The sequence below is a fragment of the Pseudomonas sp. 8AS genome, assembly GCF_902506505.1.
GTDB lineage: Bacteria > Pseudomonadota > Gammaproteobacteria > Pseudomonadales > Pseudomonadaceae > Aquipseudomonas.
This window is the reverse complement of the sequence record NZ_LR733406.1, coordinates 2,589,852-2,608,728: the sequence shown is the minus strand read 5'-3', so window position 1 is coordinate 2,608,728 and position 18,877 is coordinate 2,589,852. Positions and strand designations below refer to the sequence as shown.

19 protein-coding genes and 1 pseudogene are annotated in these 18,877 nt (G+C 59.2%); 9 read left to right on the top strand and 11 right to left on the bottom strand.

Translation table 11 applies throughout. The features are described from left to right. The first annotated feature begins 471 nt into the window (after positions 1 to 471). The 4 genes and pseudogenes from GV001_RS12060 to GV001_RS12045 form a co-directional block, all read left to right on the top strand. A complete protein-coding gene (locus GV001_RS12060) occupies positions 472 to 1,836 on the top strand; it encodes a glutamine synthetase family protein (protein WP_160080101.1) in 1,365 nt (454 codons plus the stop codon). Between the two features lie 37 nt (positions 1,837 to 1,873). Next, positions 1,874 to 3,364: an aldehyde dehydrogenase gene (locus tag GV001_RS12055; protein WP_160080100.1), complete on the top strand. Its 1,491-nt coding sequence runs from the start codon at positions 1,874 to 1,876 to the stop codon at positions 3,362 to 3,364. 21 nt (positions 3,365 to 3,385) lie between these two features. Then, the gene (locus GV001_RS12050; RefSeq protein ID WP_160080099.1) at positions 3,386 to 3,742 is read left to right on the top strand and encodes a cupin domain-containing protein; all 357 of its coding nucleotides are present in this window, start codon (positions 3,386 to 3,388) and stop codon (positions 3,740 to 3,742) included. 206 nt (positions 3,743 to 3,948) lie between these two features. Further along, positions 3,949 to 4,677: pseudogene (locus tag GV001_RS12045) on the top strand (transposase); the annotation flags it as partial. 424 nt (positions 4,678 to 5,101) lie between these two features. On the opposite strand, the gene GV001_RS12040 reads toward GV001_RS12045, so the two are convergent. Continuing rightward, a complete protein-coding gene (locus GV001_RS12040; protein ID WP_160080098.1) occupies positions 5,102 to 5,365 on the bottom strand; it encodes a helix-turn-helix domain-containing protein in 264 nt (87 codons plus the stop codon). 97 nt (positions 5,366 to 5,462) lie between these two features. Between GV001_RS12040 and GV001_RS12035 the strand changes: the two genes are divergently transcribed. The 5 genes from GV001_RS12035 to GV001_RS12015 all read left to right on the top strand — a co-directional run bounded on the left by GV001_RS12035 (position 5,463) and on the right by GV001_RS12015 (position 9,092). Continuing rightward, a complete protein-coding gene (locus GV001_RS12035; RefSeq protein ID WP_160080097.1) occupies positions 5,463 to 5,921 on the top strand; it encodes a hypothetical protein in 459 nt (152 codons plus the stop codon). Continuing rightward, a complete protein-coding gene (locus GV001_RS12030; RefSeq protein WP_306108815.1) occupies positions 5,881 to 6,657 on the top strand; it encodes a phage antirepressor N-terminal domain-containing protein in 777 nt (258 codons plus the stop codon). The genes GV001_RS12035 and GV001_RS12030 overlap by 41 nt, the downstream gene beginning before the upstream one ends. 47 nt (positions 6,658 to 6,704) lie before the next feature. Continuing rightward, the gene (locus GV001_RS12025; RefSeq protein WP_160080095.1) at positions 6,705 to 7,049 is read left to right on the top strand and encodes a hypothetical protein; all 345 of its coding nucleotides are present in this window, start codon (positions 6,705 to 6,707) and stop codon (positions 7,047 to 7,049) included. A gap of 45 nt (positions 7,050 to 7,094) precedes the next feature. After that, entirely contained in the window at positions 7,095 to 7,421 is a 327-nt protein-coding gene (locus tag GV001_RS12020; RefSeq protein WP_256664907.1) for a hypothetical protein, read from the top strand. Between the two features lie 723 nt (positions 7,422 to 8,144). Further along, complete coding sequence (locus tag GV001_RS12015) at positions 8,145 to 9,092, top strand: site-specific integrase (RefSeq protein WP_256664906.1); 948 nt, start codon at positions 8,145 to 8,147, stop codon at positions 9,090 to 9,092. Positions 9,093 to 9,216: 124 nt separating this feature from the next. Here GV001_RS12015 and GV001_RS12010 read toward each other — a convergent pair whose 3' ends face one another. The 10 genes from GV001_RS12010 to GV001_RS11965 all read right to left on the bottom strand — a co-directional run bounded on the left by GV001_RS12010 (position 9,217) and on the right by GV001_RS11965 (position 18,862). Then, positions 9,217 to 9,924 (bottom strand): GntR family transcriptional regulator, encoded by a 708-nt coding sequence (locus tag GV001_RS12010; RefSeq protein ID WP_160080089.1) that lies wholly within the window; start codon positions 9,922 to 9,924, stop codon positions 9,217 to 9,219. A gap of 115 nt (positions 9,925 to 10,039) precedes the next feature. Continuing rightward, positions 10,040 to 10,948, bottom strand: coding sequence for a DMT family transporter (locus tag GV001_RS12005; protein WP_160080087.1), 909 nt, complete (start codon positions 10,946 to 10,948; stop codon positions 10,040 to 10,042). Positions 10,949 to 11,095: 147 nt separating this feature from the next. Continuing rightward, positions 11,096 to 11,803, bottom strand: a complete 708-nt coding sequence (locus GV001_RS12000) for a GntR family transcriptional regulator (protein ID WP_160080085.1) — start codon at positions 11,801 to 11,803, stop codon at positions 11,096 to 11,098. Positions 11,804 to 11,858: 55 nt separating this feature from the next. Next, a complete protein-coding gene (locus GV001_RS11995) occupies positions 11,859 to 12,887 on the bottom strand; it encodes a proline racemase family protein (protein WP_160080083.1) in 1,029 nt (342 codons plus the stop codon). Positions 12,888 to 12,897: 10 nt separating this feature from the next. Continuing rightward, complete coding sequence (locus GV001_RS11990) at positions 12,898 to 14,379, bottom strand: aldehyde dehydrogenase family protein (RefSeq protein WP_160080081.1); 1,482 nt, start codon at positions 14,377 to 14,379, stop codon at positions 12,898 to 12,900. Beyond that, positions 14,376 to 15,659, bottom strand: a complete 1,284-nt coding sequence (locus tag GV001_RS11985) for an FAD-binding oxidoreductase (RefSeq protein WP_160080079.1) — start codon at positions 15,657 to 15,659, stop codon at positions 14,376 to 14,378. The genes GV001_RS11990 and GV001_RS11985 overlap by 4 nt, the downstream gene beginning before the upstream one ends. A gap of 115 nt (positions 15,660 to 15,774) precedes the next feature. Beyond that, on the bottom strand, positions 15,775 to 16,653 hold the full coding sequence (gene dapA / locus GV001_RS11980) for a 4-hydroxy-tetrahydrodipicolinate synthase (protein WP_160080077.1): 879 nt from the start codon (positions 16,651 to 16,653) through the stop codon (positions 15,775 to 15,777). Positions 16,654 to 16,681: 28 nt separating this feature from the next. After that, positions 16,682 to 17,347, bottom strand: a complete 666-nt coding sequence (locus GV001_RS11975) for an amino acid ABC transporter permease (RefSeq protein ID WP_160080075.1) — start codon at positions 17,345 to 17,347, stop codon at positions 16,682 to 16,684. Between the two features lie 10 nt (positions 17,348 to 17,357). After that, on the bottom strand, positions 17,358 to 18,029 hold the full coding sequence (locus tag GV001_RS11970; RefSeq protein ID WP_160080073.1) for an amino acid ABC transporter permease: 672 nt from the start codon (positions 18,027 to 18,029) through the stop codon (positions 17,358 to 17,360). A gap of 11 nt (positions 18,030 to 18,040) precedes the next feature. Then, positions 18,041 to 18,862, bottom strand: coding sequence for an amino acid ABC transporter ATP-binding protein (locus GV001_RS11965; protein WP_160080071.1), 822 nt, complete (start codon positions 18,860 to 18,862; stop codon positions 18,041 to 18,043). Between the last annotated feature and the right edge of the window lie 15 nt (positions 18,863 to 18,877).

The window sequence follows — 18,877 nt, the reverse complement described above, 5'->3', positions numbered from 1 at the left end:
CAGCCCGCAGGCTAACAGATTGCCCCATCTTTCAGGGGGCTTCAGGCGGGCGACAGTAGAGCACAGATACCGACCATTGCTGGATACGCAGCCACTTCGGTACAGCCCTGAAGAACCACCCCACCCGCCAACAAATACATTGCGCAGATATTTTAGTCATAAATTGTTGATTGCGCAGAAATACAGCCCTATATTTTGCGCAAACAACAATCAAGCCAGCACATGAACACCAGCCACCACCACCATCGCCCCGCACTTGCAGCGCCTTTACGAGCGCCGCTACGTGCCGCCTGGCAGCAACACCTGCCCGCTATACAACAGGCATTCTGGGCGTTGTGGCACTGTCGTCACGCCCGCCCTCCCCACGCTCAGTCCTACTGATCCCAGCCCCCTATTCAGCTCTCAGGCCGACCATGCCACCTGAGGGCTGGTCAACGCTCGCCCTGAAGAAACAGGGCCGAAGAGATCTGTATGCCTTTCGCTAGCCCAACCGAAGCCCAGGAATTCCTGGCCAATAACCCCGATATCGAAGCCATCGAGCTATTCATTCTCGACGCCAACGGCGTGCCACGCGGCAAACTTCTGCACCGTGACGAACTGCTCAGCCTCCACCAGCACGGACGACCGCTCCCCAGCACCATTCTTGGCCTGACGCTGCGCGGCGAGGATGTAGAGAACTCCGGACTGGTGTGGGATGTGGGCGACGTAGACTGCACGGCCTACCCACTGGCCGGAAGCCTGACCCGCCTGCCCTGGCGCAAACACCCAACCGCCGCCGTGCAGGTCAGTATGCATCCGCAGTCGGGCATGCCCGCTGCCGTGGCCGACCCCCGTCACCTGCTGAGCCGGATCATCGCCGCGCTGCAGGCTGACGGTTTCCATCCGGTGATGGCCTGCGAGCTGGAGTTCTACCTGCTGGATGCCAGGCGCGATGCGCTCGGTCGCCCGCAGCCGGCGCTGGACGCCGATGGCGGCCGACCGCACAGCACGCAGGTCTATGGCCTGCGTGAACTGGAGCAGCTCGAACCCTTTCTTGCCGACCTCTACGCCGCCTGCAAGGCGCAGGGCATTCCGGCCCGCACAGCCATCTCCGAATATGCTCCGGGCCAGGTGGAGATCACCCTCGAACATGGTGAGGCGCTGACGGCCATGGATCAGGCCGTGCGCTACAAGCGCCTGGTCAAGGGCGTAGCCCATGCTCACGGCATGCAGGCCTGCTTCATGGCTAAACCCTTTGCCGAGCATGCCGGCACCGGCATGCACATGCACGTCAGCCTGGCCGACGATACCGGCCGCAATCTGTTCGCCAGCGCCGACCCGGCGGGGACGCCGCTGCTGCGTCAGGCCGTCGGCGGCATGCTGGCCTGCCTGCTCGACTCGCTGTTGCTGTTCTGCCCCAACGCCAACTCCTACCGGCGCTTCCGCGCCAACAGCTACGCCCCGCTGGCGCGTATCTGGGGCGTGGATAACCGCACGGTCTCGCTGCGCGTGCCTGGCGGGCCGGCCAGCAGCCGCCACATCGAACACCGCATCTGCGGCTCCGACGCCAACCCCTATCTGGCCGCCGCCGCAATGCTGGCAGCCATCCACCACGGCATCCGTGAACAGATTGATCCTGGCGTTCCTGTGCAAGGCAACGGTTATTCCCAGGTCAAGGACTTCATTCCCACCGACTGGCTGAGTGCCCTCAACGCCCTGGAGCAATCCACTTGGGCGCATCAGGCCTTCGGCGCGGATTTCATCCGCGTCTACTTGGCCATCAAGCAAGCCGAATACCGCCAGTTCATGGGCGAGGTCGGCGAACAGGACTGGCGCTGGTACCTAAGTAATGCCTGATGCCGCCCCCCACACCTCCCACTACAGGAAACCGACAATGCCCCTACAACTGCATGACTGGATCAGCCGCAGCGCAGCTCTGCAACCTGAGACCCGCGCCTTCATCGGCGGCCGCTACCGCGACGCCCTGTCCGGAGCCACCAGCGAACGCATCAGCCCCCTCGATGGCCGCCTGCTCGGCCTGGTCGCCAGCTGCGACGCCAGTGACGCGGAGGTCGCAGTCACAGCCGCGCGCCGCGCTTTCGAGTCCGGTTGCTGGTCACGCCGAGCACCGGTGGAGCGCAAGCAAGTCATGCTCAGATTCGCCGAGCTGATCGAGCAGCACCGCGAAGAACTGGCCCTGCTGGAAACCCTGGATATGGGCAAGCCCATCGGCGACTCACTGAGCGTCGACGTGCCTGGCGCCGCCCGCGCCATTCGCTGGAACGGCGAGGCCATCGACAAGATCTACGACGAGATTGCCAACACTGCCCATGACGAACTAGGCCTGATCACCCGCGAGCCAATCGGCGTGGTCGCCGCCATCGTGCCGTGGAACTTCCCACTGATCATGAGCTGCTGGAAGCTCGGCCCAGCCCTGGCCAGCGGCAACTCGGTGATTCTCAAACCGTCGGACAAGTCGCCGCTGAGCGCCATCCGCCTGGCCCAACTGGCCTTCGAGGCGGGCATCCCAGCCGGCGTGTTCAACGTCCTGCCAGGCCGCGGCCAGGTGGTCGGCAAAGCTCTGGCCACTCACATGGACATCGACGCGCTGGTATTCACCGGCTCGACTGGCGTGGCCAAACAGCTGATGGTGTTTGCCGGCGAGTCGAACATGAAGCGTGTCTGGCTCGAAGCGGGTGGCAAGAGCCCGAACATTGTGTTTGCCGATGCGCCGGACCTGGAAGTCGCCGCGCAGGCAGCCGCCAGCGCCATCGCCTTCAACCAGGGCGAAGTCTGCACCGCCGGCTCGCGGCTGCTGGTGGAGGAATCGATCAAGGAACGTTTTCTGCAGCTGGTCGTGGACGCCCTGCAGCAGTGGCAGCCCGGCAACCCGCTGGATCCACAGACCAAGGTGGGCGCGCTGGTCGACACCCAGCACATGCGCAGCGTGCTCAACTACATCCACATCGCCCAGCACGAAGGCGCCCGCCTGGTCTGCGGCGGCCGACAGGTGCTGGAAGAAACCGGTGGCTGCTTCGTCGAACCCACGGTGTTCGCCGAGGTGAGCAACGATATGCGCATCGCCCAGGAGGAAGTGTTCGGCCCGGTGCTGGCGGTGATCGGTTTCAAGGACGCCGAAGAAGCCATACACATCGCCAATGACACGCCCTACGGTCTGGCGGCCGGCATCTGGACCCGCGACATCTCCAAGGCCCATCTCACCGCCAAGGCGCTGCGCGCCGGCAGCGTCTGGGTCAACCAGTACGACGGTGGCGATATGACCGCGCCCTTCGGCGGCTTCAAGCAGTCCGGCAATGGCCGCGACAAGTCCCTACACGCCTTCGACAAATACACCGAACTCAAATCAACCTGGATCAAACTCTGATCCACCCGAGGTACATGCAGCATGAAACGCATCAAGGACATCGTCGACCTTAGCCAAGACGTGCCGGCGCACAGCTACCTGCCCAAGCCGGAGCGCATCATCAACGGCCATCCACAACAATCGATCCGCAACCACTTCTCCAGTGCCCACGGCGACTTCAGCGTCGGGCTCTGGGAAGGCGCGCCTGGTCGCTGGCACGTGGTCTACACGGAGGATGAGTACTGCGAGATTCTCAGCGGCGAGTCGCTGATCTATGACGCCAGTGGCAATGTCAAAGTGGTCGGCACCGGCGACCGTTTCGTGATCCCGGCGGGCTTCAATGGAATCTGGGAGGTCGTTGCAGACTGCAAGAAGGTCTACGTCACCTTCCAAGCCTAAACAGAAGGCTCTTCGGCCGTGCAGTGACTACAGCAGTTCAGTCACGACCGGAGGCCTCCAATCCAACCATGTTATGAGCAGCGGGGTATTGCGAAGTTATTGCTACTCCGTAGTAACGACTGCTATTGGCCGATTCTGTTGAACAAGTGGCTGCTTCCCCATGCCTTCGGCAGAATTGCCCTGTCAGCGAGCGCGGGGCGAACAGCATGATGGGGCAGTTACCGGGAGGACAGCAGCGCCTGTTCTACTCGTTCAATCTGGAAGATCACGTCCCGGCCCACCACCTCCTGCGCAGCATCGACCAGTGCTTGGATCTCCGTGATCTGCGCGCCTACCTGGCAGATTTCTATAGCCCCATCGGGCGCCCCTCGATTTATCCGGAGTTAATGGTGCGCATGCTGGTCGTCGGCTACTGCTATGGCATCCGTTCCGAGCGGCGATTGTGCGAAGAGGTGCACCTAAACCTGGCCTATCGCTGGTTCTGCCGACTGGGCCTGGAGGATGAAGTACCCAATCACTCGACCTTCTCAAAGAATCGCCACGGCCGTTTCCGTGACAGCGATCTGTTCCGCTGGTTGTTCAATGAGGTACTGCGGCGCTGCATGGCGGCCGGCCTGGTAAAGGGGGCAGGTTTCGCTGTCGACGCCAGCATCATCAAGGCTGATGCCAGCCGACAACGTGGAGTGGCTGGAGATGAAGTCGATTGGCGTGATCCTGCGCTGAGCAGCCGCGCCGTACGCGAGTACCTCGAAGCCCTTGATGAGGAGGCGTTGGCTGAAACCCTCCCCAAGAAGATTTCACTCACCGATCCGCTGTCTCGTTGGACAGCAGCGCCAGGCGGCCCGGCTTACTTTGCCTACTCCACCAACTACCTGATCGACACCGAGCACGGCGTGATCATGGATGGCCAAGCTGCTGCCTCACGGGCCACCGCTCACGGGATAGGTGCGCCTGCGGCGAGCAGAAACCCTCGAATTAACCCTCAGACCTGGGCAAGGAAGCTCAGTGAAACGCCGGAAGGAAACTTGAAGTGGATTGCAGCCACTTCGACACCAGGCACATCCGACCGACCGGCCGGCTGCCGCTGAACCTACTTTTTCAACAGAATCGGCCGGTTCCTGCCTGATGCGACAGGCTCAAAGCGGTCAGAAGCGGACGTTTCCCTAGGCTCGATTTTGAGATTTTTGAGGCCTCTACGAAACCCGGGGCGATTCAGACCTGAACGAGATAAGCACTTCAAACCTGCAGAGTCGCATCCAGGCAACCCGCATCCTCAGCGAAGAGGCAGCTGCCCTCTACACGGGGCCTGGTAAGCGCTGCAGAGCGAGCACCACTAGCCTTGCGCAAAAGGAGCACGCATCAGTCGCCTGCTCCTTTTGACGATGCCAGCTCCGTTTCAAATCGTTGCACAAACTCAATAAGGCCAATGTTCAATGCCAGGCAGATATCACGCAGTTGAACGAGATCCAGGCGACGTAGACCGCGCTCAATATCGCTAGCAAAAGACTGCGGGCGATCCAATGCCTGGGCGAATTGCGTCTGTGTCAGGCCCGCCTCGACACGGCACTGCTTTAGCAGCCTCAGCAGAATCAGATTCTCATCTCGATAGACCGACTTTTCCACGTAACGCACCTGACTCCTTGACAAGCCACAAAGGTATATCTAATCTTCGGTTATCCGATTTACAGATATTCGGATATTTGATTTACAGGAGCCTGCTATGAAAAGCCCAAATCACCCCTCTCCGCCCGGCAAAGATCTGCAGTTCCAACTGGACCTGGAGACACAGGAAGTACTGATTGAACTGAACGCCCTACTGCGCTCGTTTGGCTTACCTCCCGCCCAAGGCCAGACAGCCATCGCCATGTGGGAGGGCAAAATTCTGATCGAAGAAAATCCTGACACCAAGCTCCCGCTCCACTACCTGCCCGTTTCACTGATTCCCACGTTCATTGATCAAATCCTTGATCAGTTGAGCGCTGAAAGCAGGGTTCAAGCAATCCAGTTTAGGGACGGAAGTCACGCCATGGCGCTAGTAGTCAGCCTCGCGGCCATGCTGAAGCTATCCAAGAAGCATGGAGATGGCGGTATTGACCCAAGCCACGTGCTTCATAACGTCGTCGCCCTAAAGCCTTCGCATGGAATTGCTTCTGCCCACACCACTCAGGGAGCCATGTAGTTCAATGCGCACGTCTAAAATCAAAGTCCAGGCGATGACTATTCCTTTTCTGACAGACAGTAACGGGGAGCGCTACTGGCCTATGCGCCCACTGTGCGAAGCCATCGAACTAAACTGGCACAGCCAGGCTGCAAAGCTACATCCCCCTCGATATGCTCCTTGCGAGCACGATGTGTGTTTGCCAGGTCAGCCCCCGATGAAGCGGGCACTTTGTTTGTCGCAGGCAGAATTCGAGTTCTGGCTCAAAGGACTGAACTCGCGCAAAGTGAATCACACTGCCCGGCTGCGCGTGGATCAGTTGCGCGCATATTTCTTCGGAGATGCTTCAGCCGATAAGGAACATCAATTAGGGCAGACAGCTGCTGCGCCTAAGATTCTGAGCCGCATTCTGAAGTGGCGCCTGCAGCAAACAGAGCCCTCTGACCGCCCGGGCTTGTCCAAGCAGATCACTGGCCAGTTTCGCGAAAAAAACGGTTTTGAAATCCGCGATGCCCAGGAGCATCAGTTGCGCGGAGCCGTTGCGTCACTGAGCACGATCATCTATCAGCATGATCGAGCGAAGACACCAAGTCATACGCCGGTATCGCAGCGTGTCGATACGATTATCAAATCCATCGTCGATGCTCGGCCTCAACGCATCCACTTGCTCGAATCGGACTTCGCAGCCTTGTTGTGCGGCATTGAGCTTGAAGAGCAGTACCACCTTGCCGCTCAGCACCAACCGCCTAGCCTATGACGACACTTAGGGAAGTGATGGACGTTCTGTACTCGACAGGGGAGCCCATGTCCGGCAGTGGCATGGGCGACGATGAAGCCCTGGCCTACGCCAAGCAGTATTTTCCTGACCGGAATTACTGCCTGGTGCGGGACTGGCGTTGGCTTGATCTGGAGGTCACTGAAAGGCAGCGTTTACAGCTGGCACAGACCGGACGACAACCTGCCCTGATCTATGCACACACGGTCATCTATGACAGCGAGAGAAGGTGGGACGTAGGGGATTTCGTACGCACCTCCCTCTTGCACCAGCATGAGGGTTTCCACTTCAAGACGCTCAACAGCGTCTATCTGCTGCTAGGCCCAGGCACGCGCATCCAAACCAGCTCAGATGTCGTTGCGAGCATTTTCTGATCGAACCACACATTTGTCGGCATAGCTATGTATACACATCCCATCTTGCAGAAGCTGCTTGAGCAGGTCGACGACCTCCCCTTTAGCAGACCTGTCACTGGATTCCTTACTGATGCCTATGTTCGTGGCTCTAGCGGTTTCGGGATCACTTACCGGCATGTGAAATCAGACCGTTTTAGCGACGGTGATTTCATTCATACATCAGCCATCACCGACATCCAGAGGGAGGGACCATTTTGGGTTTTACATACCTTGAGCGGCAGCTTCTACGTGATCCTCAGCTTCAACATTTTGAGGGGGACACAATCGCTGGATGACTACCTGCAACGGCTGCTGACTATGTCTCACCCAGAATCATGGCAGCTGCACTGAACAGTGATGTGATCACCCGGCTGCGACAGAGCATGTGTATCGCAGAAAGCGCTACGACACTCAGTGAGTGTCGCGGAACCACCTTTACTATACAGGCGGGCTGTCGCACACGTCTGCTGCGACACACCAGTCATATCGCTGCGATACACCGCGCATGTCGCACCACGGCTCTGCGACACCCGAATCGTGCCGCTAGCGGCAGTTTGAGTGTCCAAAACGGCGCTGAAAGAAGCCAGAACCGACACCGAACCTGCCACTTGTGGCACTGATGGCGCCCAAACTGGCACTGCTTTTTTCGGTTATAAAATCACGTAAGTCATTGAAATATATGAAATCAATAGCTTTTTCCATAACCAAATCGTCGCCTCATGGCTAGCATTTTTGAATGTACCAATTTCAGCGTGCTAGCTATACGCCGCATCGTACCACCGAGCTCGCCCCTTCGGCGCCCTGGCGCTGGCTACGTTTTGATTTTGATGACAAAAGGCTTGCGCGCGCTTTTGCTCACAGCGCACGCTGAATTTAGATGAAGCAGTGTCGCGTGAGTGAGAGCGCGCACCTCTTACTCGCGGCGCGAGTAAGAGGGCGTTGTGGCAGTTCGGACGGAATGAGAAAAAACGAAGCGAAGGCGTAGTGCATTTCAGTGTAGGCCGGACTGCCCCAACGCCATTCGCGAAGCGGCTTAGCTTTGTCATCAAAACAACAAGAAGAGAGGTGACAGCGATGCAACCCACAACCTTGAAGCGGTATCAGACCAGAGCACAAAATTTTTATCGGACTCACTGCAGTGAGGACGATCCTTCTTCGGCGCAGATCTGCGCGGCTTTGCAGACCTGCGCCAGCGAGTACCGCCCCAACTCGTTCAGCACGCTCAAAAATTCGCTGATGAACGATCAGCTCGCTCGTGGCAACAGCAGCACAGCGGCTGCAATCAGAAAGCTGATCAATCCGGTCACAGCGCCTGATAGCAAGATGACCAGAAAACCCAAGCTGAATCAGATTCGTAAAGTCCCCTTCGAGGACTTCAAAGCGCTGTACAAGCACCTTCATGCCGGGGGTAATCTCGATGAAGCAGCTTCGCTTGTCCTGGCGAACTGCATAGGCGTACGTCCTTGTGAGATGCGCACGATCTCTGTCACAGGGAACCTTGTGCAAATCATCGGTGGCAAAAAATCCGCCGAGTTGCATCGCGGAGCTGACCGAACCCTGGTGATCGACAAACCCAACATTCTGAAATTGATTGAATGGGCTGCAGATCGGATGTCGAAGTGCCCGCGCACCAGCACGGCTATTCGAGATCGATTTCGCCGGGAGTCACGAGCTCTATGGTCGAGGCGCAAACAGGTTCCGACACTGAAGAGCTTCCGGCATCAGATGGGCTCAATCCTTAAGGCTTCTGGCGAAAGTCCAGAAACCCAGGCGTACGTCATGGGGCATCAGTGCATCAGTTCCCTGAGCGTTTACGGGGATAGCCGACTGGGAACAGGCATGAAGGCTCACATTCGCCCCGCCGATAGTGCTGACCTGACGAGCATTCGCCAGCCACAGAAGCCCCCTAGATACGGGCAAGGACGCAGTCTGGGGATGATCGAATCTCCTGCCGCGACCAGGGGGCACTGGTATACCGAGATGAAAAGTCGACGTGACGAAAGGACCCAACGTACGCCGTAGCCTCATCGTGGAGATAGGTTTAGCGGCGAAGGATGAACCACTGGCCTCCTCCCTAATCTAGGTAAGCAAGATGACCAATAGCTTCACCCCTAGAAGCTCAAGCAGGTCTCAAAACTTCATCCAGCTATTGGATGCGTAATTGAGCCGTGAGATTTTGCTGCATAAAGTCCAGAAATCTGCGCTGGAACAGCATCGTGTGCTCATGAGCAGCGCGCTCTGCAGTGTCGGCATCGCGCGATGCAATTGCCTCTACTATTTCCTCGTGATCGCGTCCTAGCCCGGTGGAGCTGGCAGCACTCATGATGAAGTCGAAGTGCAGATGAAGTAGGCGCTGTCCCTCGCCCAGTAGCCTCTCGTAGAAGCTCGTCAGGTAAGGGTTCTTGCCGGCCCTGGCAATTTCCAGATGAAGCACCTTGTTCAGCTCGGTCATGGCCTGAAAGTCGCCCTTGGAAATGGATGCCATGTAAGCATCTTCCGCAGCACGGATTCGTAGCATCTCTTCGTCAGTACGTTGCAGCGCCGCAAGCCGGGTGACAGCACGCTGAATCAGGTCCAGCGCTGCCACATAGTTGGGGAACTCTTCGATCTCGAAAGGTGTAACCAGTGTGGTCCGGTTCGGTAACATGGTCACCAGCCCTTCAGTTATCAGGCGAGCCAGTGCATCACGCACAGGTGAGCGGGATAGTCCGAACTGGGCAGCCAGCGACACTTCATCCAACGGAGAGCCTGGCTTGAGTTTAAGGGTGAGTATCTGCTTGCGCAGTTCTTCATAGATGTAACGTCCGCCATGTCGACGGCCGCTGCTTTCCGGCTCTGCTGTATCGTTAGTCATCAGCCAATCTCTGCATATAGCCCAATCCCAGCTGCGGGCCAGGTTTATGCTGGCAAGAGTAACTCAGCACCTGTAAGAGCACCCCATAGAACTGGGTTACAGATCCGCAGGCGGCTCACTCCTCGCGACGATAGGCCAGCATCACGATAGCGGCGACCACTATTGCAGCTCCGGCGAGCTGCAAAGGGCCGAGTTGCTGATCAAGGATCAGCCAACCGAATAACAATCCCGCAACCGGTTCGATGTTCATCACCGGCGCATTGCGTGTGAGATCCAGTCTTGGCATGCAGATGAACAGGATGGAAAAAGCCGTCCCGTAGAGCAAAACCAATATGGCCAGGGCGATCCAACCAACCATCGCCCCAGGCATCAAAAGGCCACCCGGCATGACCCCACTGGCACCTGCAAGCGAGGCGCCCAGGAAGACTATTGCCACCGTCAGCATGCTGCGAACGGCTCCGGCCATCTGGGCCAGACGGCGGTCAGAAACCCACATCGCTACGGCAAATACGCCGGCGGCAACCAAGCTGTACAACACGCCCTCAAACCAGAGGTCATCCGGTGCGCCCTGATCAACGAGAAGGGTTGGGATATCCAGCACGACCAACAGACCGAACAGGATAAGCCCCATAAGCATCGCAGCTCGGCGAGTGGGCGCTGGCCCGCCAAGAGCCCAGCTCAGCAAGGCCAACAAAACGGGGGCCAGGTTGACCAGCAACAGCGTAAGTCCAACGGGTATGCGGGCAACTGCCGAGTAGATGCAAAAGCTTTGCACGCCAATCAATAGCCCCACCAACACTTGCCAGCCCCAAACGCCAGAACCCAGCCGCAGTGACTCACGCCGCCAAAACACAACGGCCGCCAGTGCCACCAGGGTGACGCCAGACCGACACAAGATCGCGAGGAGCAGCCCTGCCCCGCCGTCAAAAGCGATGCGTGCCGCGATATGGTTACCCGCGAATGAGCACGCAAGGCCAGCCAGGATCAGAACTGAGAGTTGCCTTGAAAAGTGGCTGACTTGCATCGCCGAGACGCAACCTCACTAGCGGTACTTGGCACGGCTCATCAGTACCAGTACAGGCCGGCACATAACGACTCTCAGCCATCGTTTATCGAGAAAAAGTTTTAGCAACGCACCGAATAGGCGGGCCGATCCAGCCGCCGCCCTTGGCTACAGGATCGAAATATTCTTCGTCAGGTTCTGCTGCATAAACTCCAGGAAGCGGTCACGGAACAAGATGGTGTGCTCATGGGAGGCCTTCTCGGCCGCATCGGCCTGACGATTGAAGATGGTCTCGATAATCTCGTCGTGATCCTGCTCAGGGCTGGTCAAGCGCTCAGAGCTGACAATGAAGTCAAAGTGCAGGTGCAGTAGGCGCTGTCCCTCACCCAGCAGTTTTTCGTAGTAACTTATCAGGTAGGGATTCTTCCCGGCCCTGGCGATTTCCATATGAAATGCCTTGTTGCACTCGGACATTTCCTGGAAGTCATCACTCCTGATTGCAGCGATGTAGGCCGTATTGGCCTGGCGAATGCGTTCGAGGTCCTGCTCGCTGCGGTTGATCGCGGCGAGTCGCGTCACGGCGCGCTGAGTCAGATCCAAGGCCGCGATGTAATTGGGAAACTCCTCGATCTCGAACGGGGTCACCAGCATGGTGCGGTTGGGCAGGATGGTCACCAGCCCTTGGCTGATCAGCCGCGCCAGAGCATCGCGCACCGGTGAACGGGAAACACCGAACTGCCCCGCCAGGGACACCTCGTCCAGTTGCGCGCCGGGCTTGAGCTTCAGCGTCAGGATCTGCTTGCGCAGCTCCTCGTAGATGAAGCGACCACCATGTCGCCGCACGTTGCTTTGCGCTTCGATTGTCACTACGTCCATGGCCCTGATCTCGCTAGTTAGGGCGGGCCGACAGGTCCGCCCTGGTTTGCCACGTTCACTGGGGGAAAGCCGGTCCCCAGGTGTCGCTCAACATGAAGCCCGCTGCCAGTGGGTCGTCCGGATCTACACCCAGTTGTTGGATGCCATAGATCCAGGCACGTCCGGTTACTCGCGGCAACACGGCAGGCCGGCCCGCGACTTCGCTGCGCCCCAGCAACTGAATCTGGAACTCGCCGCCTATGGTGGAGCGGGACACCAGCTGGTCGCCAACCTCCACCAAGCCACGCGCCGCCAGGGTGGCCAGGTTAGCCGAGCTGCCGGTGCCACAGGGCGAGCGATCGACCCGCCCCGGCGGCAACGTGGTGCAGGTCTGGTAAGTGCTGCCGTCCAGGCGATTGCGGAACATCACATAGGCGACGTCGTTGAGCGCCTCGAACAGCGGGTGCTGGACGCTGACCTGGTGGTTGATCACCTCCTTCAGCGCCACGCCCGCAGCGGCCAGCTCACGGGCATTCTCCGGTGCAATGCTCAGCCCAACCTGGTCCACATCCACCAGGGCGTAGTACACGCCGCCAAAGGCGATGTCGGCCTTGATGGTGCCAAACGCCTCGGTGTCGATGACCACGTCCAGGTGTTCGACGAAAGACGGCACCATGTCCAGCGACACGCTCAGGCAACGGCCATCCTCGCAGCGTGCCCGGGCAGTCACCAGACCAGCCGGGGTATCCAGCACCACGGTAGTTTCCGGCTCCTGCATCGGTAGCATGCCCAACTCCAGCAGCGCGGTGACCACACAGATGCAGTTGCTGCCGGACATTGGGTGCGCCTTGTCGGCCTGCAGCACGATAAAGCCGGCCTGGGCCTCCGGCCGGGTCGGCGGCAACAGCAGGTTTACCGACATCTGCAGGCAACCTCGCGGTTCCAGCATCACCAGGCGGCGTAGGCTGTCGTCCACCTCGTTGATGTGGTTCATCTTGTCCAGCATGGTGTCGCCGGGGATGCCAAGCACCCCGCCGGTAATGACCTTGCCGATCTCACCCTCGCAGTGCACGTCCACCAGTTGCAGCGTTTTCTTCCAGCGCATGGCGGTTACCTCACTTGATGTACCAGCCCCAAGGCTGTTCGCTGTCGTAGCGGGTGATCTGCTTGGTTTCCAAATAGTTATTCAGGCCCCATTCGCCCAGCTCTCGACCGATGCCACTCTGCTTGTAGCCACCCCAGGGCGCTTCGGTGAAGGTCGGCTGCGAGCAGTTGATCCAGACGATACCGGCGCGCAGCTTGCGGGCAATCCGTTCGGCGCGTGGCAGATCCTTGGACATCACCGCGGCAGCCAGGCCGAAGCGCGAGTTGTTGGCCGAACGCAGCGCCTCAGCTTCGTCATCGAAAGGGCGGATGCACACAACCGGGCCGAAGATCTCTTCGTTCCAGATCCAGCTGTCTTCCGGTACGTCGGCAAAGATTGTCGGCTGCAGGTAAAAGCCCTTGTCGAAACCGGCAGGGCGCTCGCCGCCGTAGACCCGCTTGGCGCCCTCCTTGCTACCGCGCGCGATGGCTTCGCGCACCTTGTCGTACTGACCCTGGCTGACCAGCGGGCCGAGCAGAACGCCCTCCTCCAGGCCATTGCCAATGCTGATCTTCTCGGCTTCCTGCTTCAGGCGCTGAATCAGCGGCTCGTACAGATCGCGCTGAACCAGCACACGGGAGGTGGCGGAGCAAACCTGACCTTGGTTCCAGAAGATTCCGAACATGATCCACTCAACAGCAGCCTCGACATCGCTGTCGGCGAAGACGATGAACGGCGACTTGCCGCCCAGCTCCAGGCTGATGTTTTTGATGTCCTTGGCGGCGGCCTGCATGATCCGGCTACCGGTCGGCACGCTGCCGGTGAATGCCAGCTTATCGATACCGGGATGCTCGGCCAGCGGCGCGCCGGCATCCGGGCCAAGCCCGGTGACCACGTTGAGCACGCCAGCGGGCAACCCAGCCTTGTCGGCAATGCGTGCCAGCTCTAGGGCGGTGAGCGGAGTCAACTCAGACGGCTTGAGCACCATGCAGCAGCCGGCGGCCAATGCCGGAGCGACCTTCCAGGCAGCCATCAGCATGGGGAAGTTCCACGGAATGATGGCACCGGCAACGCCCACCGGCTCTTTGCGCGCCACCGAGCTGAAGCGCTCGTCGGCCAGAGCTACGGGCTGCTCGCTATGGCCGTCTAGGTCTTCGGCAAGGTCGGCGTAGAAGTCGAAACAACCGGCGGTATCACCGATATCCCACAACGCTTCGGGCAATGGCTTGCCGTTGTCGCGGACCTCAAGTTCAGCCAGCTCCTGCTGACGATCACGGATGCCCTGTGCGATCCGACGCAGCACCACGGCGCGCGCCGCACCGCTCATCAGCGGCCAGGGGCCGTCATCAAAAGCCTGACGAGCAGCCTTTACCGCCAAGTCGACATCCTCAGCCGTGGCGGCAGCGACCGGAGCCAGCAGCTCTTCGCTGCTTGGATCGAGTGTCTCGAAGATGCCGCCTTTTACCGGCGCCACCCACTGGCCGTTAATATACAGCTGGTCGTACGTGTTCATGCGAATCCTCCAGTAAGGGCGAAGCGTTTTGCGCTAAAAGGGGTCAGGTCCTGAGCGGTGAAGCGTCTCGCCGCCAGGTCGGCAATCAGCCGCCCGGTAGTGGCGCCCAGGGTCAGGCCCAGCTGGCCGTGACCGAAGGCCATCAATACGTTGGGCAGGCGAGCCGAGCGGTCGATAACCGGCTTGGTATCCGGCAGGAACGGGCGATAACCCACACCGTATTCAAGGTTGGCGGTTTGTAGCTGCGGCAGGATGCGCTTGGCCTTTTCCAGGATGATCTCGGCCCGCTTGAAGTTAGGCTCGGCGTTCGGCCCAGCGAACTCGATGGTGCCGCCGATCTGCAAGCCACGCGTCATCGGGCTGAAGCAGAAGCCGCCGTCGGCATAGATCACCGAGTGACGAATTTCTACGCCGGGATTAGGCAGCACCACCTGATAACCGGCGATACCGGCCAGTGGAATGTCCACACCCAGCTGCGCAAAAAACTCCCGCGAGCCGGTGCCGGCGGCGACCACCACATGTTGTGCTGCAAGACGACTGCCCCCCCTGAGGGTCACACCCGTAGCCAACCCTTCCATTTCGTCGATGCGTTTGACCTGATCACGGACGCGCACACCGCCCTGGTCAATAAAGCTCTGGGTCAGGGCGGCGATAAAGCCTTCCGTATCGCTGACCGCACGCCAGTCAGGGAACAGCAAGCCATGCTTGAACTTGCCGGCCAGGCTTGGCTCCAGATCCGCGATATCCGCTTCATTCAGTTCCTCGGAGGCAAAACCTAAGGACTTGCGCAGCTCCAAGTGCGGCCGCTCGTGGATCATGCCAGCCGGCGAATCAAACACCTCAACGATGGGGCGCTGGCCCAGCAGGGACTTGTCCGCACAGGCATCGAGCAACGGCGCATAGTCCTCGTAGACCTTCTCGGTCAGGGTAGTCATGGCCTCGGCGATCTCGACGATCTTCGAGTGACGGGCGTTGGCCACAAAACGCAGGAACCACGGCAAAATCCCCGGCAGCGCACTCGGACGCAGCGCCAAGGGCCCCTTCTGATCCAGCAGCCAGGACGGAATTTTTTTCAGGATGCCGGGTTTGGACAGCGGAATGACTTCGCTGATGGCCATCTGCCCGCAGCTCCACTTGGCCGTACTGTCGCCAGGCGCGGCCGGGTCGACCAGGGTCACCTGATAACCTTCGCGCTGCAGATACAACGCGCAACAAACGCCGACAATACCGCCACCGATGACTACAGCCTGTTCCGGGGTTGAAGCGGTTAAAGAATTCATATGACGCTCACTTGATGTAGTCGATTGGTGACGAATTCATCGAGGGTAAACCGTTCTAACTGAGTCGTTTATCTTCAAACGCCTGCCAACCCCGAAGGGCTGGCAGACTTGTACCTCAGCGTTGCGATGCCTCGAATACCTTGCGGAATTCGGCCTTTTCGTCGTCGGTCAGCGGCAGCAACGGCGCGCGCGCGTTGCCGGCCTGGAAGCCCGCCAGCTCAGTGCCGTACTTCACTTTCTGTACGAACTTACCGCTTTCCAGGTTGGCCATGATCGGGAACAAATTACGCATGACATTCTGGGCCCCGGCCAGGTCACCTGCGCTGAACTTGTTATAGAAGTCGACTACCTTCTCCGGGAAGATATTGGCCGGGCCACAAATCCAGCTAGTGGCACCCCAGATAAAGAAATCCAATGCTTGGTCGTCTGAGCCGCAAGACAGTTGGATCTTGCCCTTGTAGTTCTCGCCGATCTCGATGGCACGCAGCAGATTGCCGCTGCTTTCCTTGATACCGATAACCTGAGGATGATCCTTGAGCGCCTCAATCACACCCATGCCAACTTCAACGTTAGTGCGCACCGGGTAGTTGTAGAGCACCACATTGATCTGCGGAAAGGCGTCGAGGATGGCGTGATAGTGGCTGAGCAGCTCTTCCTGGGACGGCAGCGCATAGTACGGCGGAGCGATCAGCAGGTTGGTATAACCGGCGTCGACCGTCTGCTGCACCTGCTCCAGCACCTCACGGGTGCAGGAGCCGTTGGCGCCGGCGATCAGGGTGCCGCGGTCGCCGACCACTTCCTTGACGGTCGCCAGCACCTGACGGCGTTCTTCGTTGGTCAGCGCGTAGTATTCGCCGGTCGAGCCCAGCGGAACGAAGCCGCTGACACCGGCCTTGAGCTGGTGTTCGATAATGGAAGCCAACATTGCATGATCTACAGCGCCTGACTTATCGAAGGGCGTGACGAGGGCTGGCAGGATGCCTTTCAGTTGCATGGGGATATCTCCACTTAGAGCTTGGGGGTTAGTAGGCGTAGCGCCGTAGCATCCGGGCTTCGACCACACCGACTAGACGAGTCAGCGGGAAAGCCACGAGGAAGTAGATGACGGCGACGGCAGTGAGAAACTCGACCGGCCTGGCCGTGCTGTTGGAAATGCTCTGGCCGACGAACATCAGATCAGCGATGCCCACCGAGGAGATCAGTGCGCTCTCCTTGAACAGGCTGACCACGTTCGACAACAGCGGTGGCGTGGCTCGCAGCAACGCCTGCGGAAAGATCACGTAAAGCACCTTGACCCTGGAGGTCAGGCCGAGCGCCGTGCAGGCGTCATGCTGCTCGCTGGCGATAGACTTGAGCGCGCCACGGAAGGTCTCGCTGGTGATAGCGGCCATGTACATGGTGAGTGCCAGCATCACCGATATGTAAGGCGAGATAGACAGGCCGAACACCACCGGAAAGCAGAAGAACACCCAGAACAGCTGGATCAACAAAGGTGTGCCGCGGAAAAACTCGACATATAGCGTGGTCGGCAGTTTGATCAGCGGGTTGCGTACGCCGCGCAGCAGGCTGATCAGGAAGCCGACCAGGCTGCCCACCAGCGCACAAACCAGGGTGATGGCAATCGTCAGTGCCAAGCCCTTGAGCAGAATGTGCCAGAAGGGGAAAACGACGGAAAAATCGATGGTCATAACGTTCTCCTCAGCGCGTGCCCGTAGCTTCCTGACGCCGCTCGAAGTACTGCACCAGCTGCGCAATCGGCAGCGACAGGGCGAAGTAGATCAGGGCGATCAGGGTGTAGGTTTCCAGAGGGCGGTAGGCCTCGGTGGCCAGGCTCTTGCCCACATACATCAGGTCGGCAACCGCGACGATGGCCACCAGTGCACTCTGCTGCAGGCTGCCTATGCCGTTGGTCATCAGCACTGGCAGGGCACTGCGCACGGCCTGCGGCAACACCACATAAAAGGTACGCTGCCAGGAGCGCAGTCCAAGAGCGATGGAGGCGTCCAGGTGCTCCCTCGGCACTGCCTGCACACCGGCGCGATAGGCTTCAGAGTTGAATGCCGCCAGATTCAAACCCAGCGCCAGAAAGCCCATCGCCACGGGGTCGATAAAGACGTTGAACAGCATGGGAACGCAGTAGAAGAACCAGACGATCTGCAGCAGTGCCGGGGTGCAGCGGAAGAACTCGATAAATAGCTGAGCCGGCCAGCGCAGGAAGAACCAGCGACTCAGGGTTAGCAGGCAAAGACCGAAACCGAGTACCAAACCAATAAGGTTGGAAACCAGCGCCAGCTCAAGGGTTACTTTCAAGCCATCCCAAAGTGCACCAAAGCTGCCACTCAAGAAGTGAAAATCAAATTCATAGCTCATGGCATCAGCCCTCAGTCCAGGTGCAGGACTTTTTCAAGGAACTCGCGGGTACGGGCTTCTTTCGGCTGAGTGAATATCTGCTCCGGCGGGCCCTGTTCGACCACCTTGCCGTTGGCGCAGAACACCACGCGAGTCGCGATATGCCGGGCGAAATGCATGTCGTGGGTAACAATGATCATGGCCATCTTCTGCTCGGCCAGTTGCATCATCACGTTCTGCACCTCGATGACCATTTCCGGATCAAGCGCTGAGGTCACTTCATCAAACAGCATCAGCTTGGGCTCAAGCATCAGCGCACGAGCAATGGCCACGCGCTGTTTCTGGCCACCGGAAAGCTGGCTGGGGTATGCATTAAGCTTGCTCTCCAGGCCGAGGCGGGCGAGATAGGTTCGAGCTTTCTCGGTGGCCTCTGCTTTGGACAGGCCATGTACCTTGACTGGCGCCAGAATCAGGTTGCCCAGTACCGAGAGGTGCGGGAACAGGGTGTAGTGCTGGAACACCATGCCGATCTGAGTGCGCAGGGACTCATCAAGCGGCTTGCCGCACCCCTTACCACCAGCGATGTAAGGCTTGCCCTGAAAACTGATGGTGCCACCCTGAGTACCCTCCAGCCCCATCAGCACCCGCAGCAGGGAACTCTTGCCACTGCCGCTCGGGCCGATGATCACCAGTCGGTCGTCGGCACGCATATCAAGACTGAGGTCGTCCATCACCACCAGTTGCTCGCCATACGACTTGCAGACGCCGCGCAACTGGATGAAATCGCCACCTGACACCGAACCGGAGGCGTGCACGGACTGTGGCTTGGCAGCCACCAAACGAGGAGTATTCATGGAAGGTTCTCCGGG

Coding starts and splice junctions, on each gene's coding strand:
- GV001_RS11985 (WP_160080079.1), bottom strand. CDS start 15,659: ATGAATTCTTTAACCGCTTCAACCCCGGAACAGGCTGTAGTCATCGGT.
- GV001_RS12010 (WP_160080089.1), bottom strand. CDS start 9,924: ATGACTAACGATACAGCAGAGCCGGAAAGCAGCGGCCGTCGACATGGC.
- GV001_RS11975 (WP_160080075.1), bottom strand. CDS start 17,347: ATGACCATCGATTTTTCCGTCGTTTTCCCCTTCTGGCACATTCTGCTC.
- GV001_RS12055 (WP_160080100.1), top strand. CDS start 1,874: ATGCCCCTACAACTGCATGACTGGATCAGCCGCAGCGCAGCTCTGCAA.
- GV001_RS12060 (WP_160080101.1), top strand. CDS start 472: ATGCCTTTCGCTAGCCCAACCGAAGCCCAGGAATTCCTGGCCAATAAC.
- dapA (WP_160080077.1), bottom strand. CDS start 16,653: ATGCAACTGAAAGGCATCCTGCCAGCCCTCGTCACGCCCTTCGATAAG.
- GV001_RS12030 (WP_306108815.1), top strand. CDS start 5,881: ATGGAATTGCTTCTGCCCACACCACTCAGGGAGCCATGTAGTTCAATG.
- GV001_RS12035 (WP_160080097.1), top strand. CDS start 5,463: ATGAAAAGCCCAAATCACCCCTCTCCGCCCGGCAAAGATCTGCAGTTC.
- GV001_RS11995 (WP_160080083.1), bottom strand. CDS start 12,887: ATGCGCTGGAAGAAAACGCTGCAACTGGTGGACGTGCACTGCGAGGGT.
- GV001_RS11965 (WP_160080071.1), bottom strand. CDS start 18,862: ATGAATACTCCTCGTTTGGTGGCTGCCAAGCCACAGTCCGTGCACGCC.
- GV001_RS12025 (WP_160080095.1), top strand. CDS start 6,705: ATGTCCGGCAGTGGCATGGGCGACGATGAAGCCCTGGCCTACGCCAAG.
- GV001_RS11970 (WP_160080073.1), bottom strand. CDS start 18,029: ATGAGCTATGAATTTGATTTTCACTTCTTGAGTGGCAGCTTTGGTGCA.
- GV001_RS11990 (WP_160080081.1), bottom strand. CDS start 14,379: ATGAACACGTACGACCAGCTGTATATTAACGGCCAGTGGGTGGCGCCG.
- GV001_RS12015 (WP_256664906.1), top strand. CDS start 8,145: ATGCAACCCACAACCTTGAAGCGGTATCAGACCAGAGCACAAAATTTT.
- GV001_RS12050 (WP_160080099.1), top strand. CDS start 3,386: ATGAAACGCATCAAGGACATCGTCGACCTTAGCCAAGACGTGCCGGCG.
- GV001_RS12005 (WP_160080087.1), bottom strand. CDS start 10,948: ATGCAAGTCAGCCACTTTTCAAGGCAACTCTCAGTTCTGATCCTGGCT.
- GV001_RS12000 (WP_160080085.1), bottom strand. CDS start 11,803: ATGGACGTAGTGACAATCGAAGCGCAAAGCAACGTGCGGCGACATGGT.